General features: G+C 70.9%; 3 protein-coding genes and 1 pseudogene. All 4 read left to right on the top strand.

Features of this window, described 5'->3' with window-relative positions:
• Positions 1 to 45 precede the first annotated feature (45 nt).
• The 4 genes and pseudogenes from GRC12_RS41955 (at position 46) to GRC12_RS41940 (ending at position 4729) form a co-directional block, all read left to right on the top strand.
• Positions 46 to 1125 (top strand): LLM class flavin-dependent oxidoreductase, encoded by a 1080-nt coding sequence (locus GRC12_RS41955; protein ID WP_208785702.1) that lies wholly within the window; start codon positions 46 to 48, stop codon positions 1123 to 1125.
• Positions 1122 to 2467, top strand: a pseudogene (locus GRC12_RS41950) (NtaA/DmoA family FMN-dependent monooxygenase). The gene GRC12_RS41955 and the pseudogene GRC12_RS41950 overlap by 4 nt, the downstream one beginning before the upstream one ends.
• Before the next feature lie 383 nt (positions 2468 to 2850).
• Entirely contained in the window at positions 2851 to 3750 is a 900-nt protein-coding gene (locus GRC12_RS41945) for a S1 family peptidase (protein WP_208785701.1), read from the top strand.
• A 142-nt stretch (positions 3751 to 3892) separates the two neighbouring features.
• Positions 3893 to 4729 (top strand): slipin family protein, encoded by an 837-nt coding sequence (locus tag GRC12_RS41940; RefSeq protein WP_208785700.1) that lies wholly within the window; start codon positions 3893 to 3895, stop codon positions 4727 to 4729.
• Positions 4730 to 4811: the final 82 nt, after the last annotated feature.

The raw sequence follows: 4811 nt of genomic DNA, 5'->3' as shown, positions 1-4811 counted from the left end.
GGGCGTGGCCGCCGGGGTGGGCGTGGCTTCGAAAGGTTCCTCCACATGACCTCATCGCACGGCCGGGGGCTGTTGCACCTGGCCGCCGCTCTCGATCAGCCGACGGTGTTCGACGCCGGCCCGTACGTCGAACTGGCGCGGCTCGCCGAGCGGGGCGGGCTGGACTTCGTGACGCTCGGCGACACCTTCGCCCGGCCCGGACCGGACGCGCTCGCCGTCCTGTCCCGGGTCGCGCCCGCCACCAGCCGCGTCGGCCTGGTCCCCACCGTCACCACCACGCACACCGAGCCCTTCCACGTCCAGGCCGCCGTCGCCACCCTCGACTGGGTCAGCCGGGGCCGCGCCGGCTGGCGGATCGACGTGTCGGCCACCGAGGGCGAGGCCCGTCTCTTCGGCCGCCGGCACGCCGCTCCCGCCGAGGAGTTGTGGCGCGAGGCCGGCGAAGTGGCCGACGTGGCCGCCAGGCTGTGGGACAGCTGGGAGGACGACGCCGAGATACGGGACGTGAGCACCGGCCGCTTCATCGACCGCGACAAGCTGCACCATGTCGACTTCGAGGGCGCGGGCTTCTCGGTGAGAGGCCCCTCGATCGTGCCGCGCCCTCCACAGGGCCACCCCGTCCGTGTGGTCGACGCGACCGAAGGGCAGGCCCGGCGCACCGCGGCCCGGTACGCCGACGTGGTCCTCGTGCGCGCCGCGAGCGCCGCCCAGGCCGCCGCCGTACGCGATCAACTGCGCGCCGTCGCCGCCGAGTCCGGGCGGGATCCCGACACCCTGCGCGTCCTCGCGAGCCTGCTCGTCGATCTCGGTGACGGGGAGCACGCGGCCGAGCCGGGGCACGGCGGGGGCGGGCCCCGACAGACCGCGCAGGGCCCGCTGTACCGGGGCGGCCCGGTGGACCTCGCCGAGCTGATCACCGCCTGGCACACCGACGGTGTCGTCGACGGATTCCACCTCACACCCGCCGAGCCGCGCCGTGACCTGGAGCGGCTCGTCAACGGCACGGTGGCGCTGCTCCAGCACCGCGGGCTGTTCCGTACCTTCTATCCGGGCAGCACGCTCCGGGAACACCTGGGCCTGTCCAGGCCCGCCAACCGGTACGCCGTGACAGGGGGAGCGTCATGACCGTACGGCCTCGACAAGAGATCCACCTGGCGGCCCACTTCCCCGGCGTCGACAACACCACCGTGTGGGCGGATCCGCGGGCGCGGTCGCAGATCGACTTCTCGTCCTTCGAGCACCTCGCCCGCACCGCCGAACGCGGCCTGTTCGACTTCTTCTTCCTCGCCGAGGGACTGAGACTGCGCGAGCACAAGGGCCGCATCCACGACCTGGACGTGGTGGGACGCCCCGAGTCGCTCACCGTGCTGGGCGCCCTCGCGGGGGTGACCGAGCACCTCGGGCTCGCCGCCACCGTCAACGCCACCTTCAACGAGCCCTACGAACTCGCCCGCAGATTCGCCACGTTGGACCACCTCAGCGGCGGCCGGGCCGCCTGGAACGTGGTGACCTCCTCCGACGCCTCCACCGGCGAGAACTTCCGCCGCGGCAGCTTCCTCGACCGGGCCGACCGGTACACGCGCGCCGCCGAGTTCGTCGAGGTGGCCCGGAAGGTGTGGGACTCCTGGACGCCGGACGGCGTCAGCCGGCCGTTCGCCCACCACGGGCGGCACTTCGACATCGCGGGCGAGTTCACCGTGCCGCGCTCACCGCAGGGGCATCCGGTGGTCATCCAGGCGGGGGACTCGGATGAAGGGCGGGAGTTCGCCGCCTCCACCGCCGACGTGATCTTTTCCGGCTGGGGGTCCGGGGGTTGTCCCCCGGGATGGCACAGCACGAGGCACGGCTCGCTGGAGGCGGGGCGCGCCTTCTACGCCGACGTGAAGCGCCGCCTTGCCAAGTACGGCCGGGAACCGGGGGAGTTGAAGATCATGCCGGTGTCACCGTCGTCCTCGGTGACACCGCCGCCGAGGCGCAGGAGAGGGCCACCGAGATCCGGCGGCAGCAGGTCTCCCCGCAGAACGCGATCCTCGCCCTGGAGCAGATCTGGGGCGTCGACCTGTCGGCGTACGACCCCGACGGGCCGCTCCCCGAGATCGATCCGGTGCCGGAGTCCGCCATCATCCAGGGCCGCACCCGGCGCGGCGACAATGTGGTGATCGCGGAGAAGTGGCGGGCCCTGTCGAAGGAGAAGGGACTGTCCATCCGGGAGACCGTGATCGAGGCGGGCGCCCGGCAGTCCTTCATCGGGACCCCGGACTCGGTCGCCGCCGAGCTGGAGGAGTTCGTGCGGCGGGGCGCCGCCGACGGTTTCGTCCTCGTACCGCATCTCACCCCGGGCGGACTGGACGAGTTCGTGGACCGGGTGGTGCCGCTGCTCCAGGAACGCGGGGTGTTCCGCACGGAGTACCGGGGCTCGACCCTGCGCTCCCGTCTCGGGCTGGGCCGCCCACAGGATCGAGGGTGATCCGGACGGTCGACTTCCGGACATCCCCCGAATCGGGACGGCGCTGAGCGGGTGTGGGGCGGGGGTGGCTGGTAGTGCCGGTGTGCGAAAGGGCGTGTGGAATACGGAACTTCGACCCCGATGCCGCAACGCACCGCGACCCGGGGTGGCGAGGCCGTGGTCCGCGCCGAACCAGGGCGTGCCTGGCCAAATCGCATGGTTCGTTCACAGGTTGACGGCCGAAAGGCGCCCTTGCGGCTGGCGGTCGTTCGGCCGAATACTCCCCGACAAGCGCTTGTCAGGGGCACGGCTTGTCCGGAACCCGGACGATCATGCCCCGGGCTGCGCCTCACGGGGCCCCGACCCCACGCGGGCCCCCCGACTTCCCCTTGGGAGGAACGAACGTGAGGATCAAGCGCACCACCCCTCGCAGCGGCATTTCGAGACGGACCCGGCTGATCGCCGTCACCACCGGTCTCGTGGCCGCCGCCGCGATCGCGGTCCCCAGCGCGAACGCGTCCGAGTCCCCCACCTTCAGCGCGAGCGCGCTGAAGAGTGCGGACGCCTCGGTGCTCAAAGCCGATGTCCCCGGCACCGCCTGGGCCGTCGACAGCAAGACCAACCGTGTCCTGGTCACCGTCGACAGCACGGTCTCCAAGGCCGAGATCGCCAAGATCAAGCGCGAGGCCGGCGCCAACGCCGGGGCCCTCACCATCAAGCGCTCGGCCGGGCAGTTCAAGCCGCTGATCTCCGGCGGCGACGCCATCTACGGCGGACAGTACCGCTGCTCCCTGGGCTTCAACGTGCACAGCGGGAGCACCTACTACTTCCTGACCGCCGGCCACTGCGGTGAGGTCGCCTCCACCTGGTACTCCAACTCCGGCCACACCACGGTGCTCGGCACCAACGTGGGCTACAGCTTCCCGGGCAACGACTTCGCGCTGGTGCGCTACACCAACTCCTCCATCTCGCACCCGAGCACGGTCGGCAGCCAGACCATCACCAGCGCGGCCACGCCGAGCGTGGGCACGACCGTGTACCGCCGTGGATCGACCACCGGTACGCACAGCGGGCGGGTCACCGCGCTGAACGCCACCGTCAACTACGGCAGCGGTGACGTCGTCTACGGTCTGATCCAGACCACGGTGTGCGCCGAGGGCGGCGACAGCGGTGGTCCGCTGTACGGCGGCAGCGTGGCGTACGGGCTGACCTCCGGTGGCAGCGGCAACTGCAGCTCCGGCGGTACGACCTTCTTCCAGCCGGTGACCGAGGCGCTGAGCTACTACGGCGTGAGCATCGGCTGACGTCTGCTTCCGAGACGTCTGCTTGCGAGACGTCTGCTGGTGAGTGGCCCCCGTACACAACCGGTGTGCGGGGGCTCCCTCTTGTTCGGGTGGCGGAGTTACCTTCGGAGTACAGGTAGCGCTCAGTCCCCTGGGGGCCGACATGGTCGAGGCGCTGGTGGCGGCGGGAGTGACCCTCGCGTCAGCCGGGGCGGTGTACGTGATGGCGGCGGCGCGGGTCGTCAAGCAGTACGAACGCGGGGTGGTGTTCCGGCTGGGGAGACTGCGGGACGAGGTGCGCGGGCCGGGGTTCACGATGATCGTGCCGTTCGTGGACCGGCTGCAGAAGGTCAACATGCAGGTCGTGACGATGCCGGTGCCCGCGCAGGAGGGGATCACCCGGGACAACGTCACCGTGCGGGTGGACGCCGTCGTGTACTTCAAGGTGACCGGGCCCGCGGAGGCCGTGGTGCGGGTCGAGGACTATCGGTTCGCTGTGGCGCAGATGGCTCAGACCTCGTTGCGGAGCATCATCGGCAAGAGCGAGCTGGATGATCTGCTGTCCAATCGGGAGAAGCTCAATCAGGGACTGGAGTTGATGATCGACAGTCCGGCGGTCGAGTGGGGGGTGACGATCGACCGGGTCGAGATCAAGGACGTCTCGTTGCCCGAGACCATGAAGCGGTCGATGGCTCGGCAGGCCGAGGCGGACCGTGAGCGGCGGGCCCGGGTCATCAACGCGGACGCGGAGTTGCAGGCGTCGAAGAAGCTGGCCGAGGCGGCGCAGCAGATGGCGGACACGCCGGCCGCCTTGCAGTTGCGGCTGCTGCAGACGGTGACCGCGGTGGCGGCCGAGAAGAACTCGACGCTGGTGCTTCCCTTCCCGGTGGAGCTGCTGCGGTTCCTGGAGAAGGCGCAGCAGGGGGTGCCGCCGCAGGTTCCGGCGCCGCCGGTGCGGGAGCAGTTGCCGGCGGCAGGGGAGTCCGGGGAAGGGGAGTAGCCGCGGGATGCCTGCGGCGCCTGTGCGGGTTCGGTGGGGGCTTGTGTAGCGCCTACGGCCTTGTGGTGGGTCGGGGCCGGGG

This window comes from Streptomyces griseorubiginosus (assembly GCF_017614965.1).
In the GTDB taxonomy this organism is placed as follows: Bacteria; Actinomycetota; Actinomycetes; order Streptomycetales; family Streptomycetaceae; genus Streptomyces; species Streptomyces griseorubiginosus_B.
This window is presented reverse-complemented; position numbering and strand designations above follow the sequence as displayed.

Bases quoted from the DNA above. Each gene is read 5' to 3' on its own strand.
- GRC12_RS41940 (WP_208785700.1), top strand. From the start codon at position 3,893: ATGGTCGAGGCGCTGGTGGCGGCGGGAGTGACCCTCGCGTCAGCCGGG.
- GRC12_RS41955 (WP_208785702.1), top strand. From the start codon at position 46: ATGACCTCATCGCACGGCCGGGGGCTGTTGCACCTGGCCGCCGCTCTC.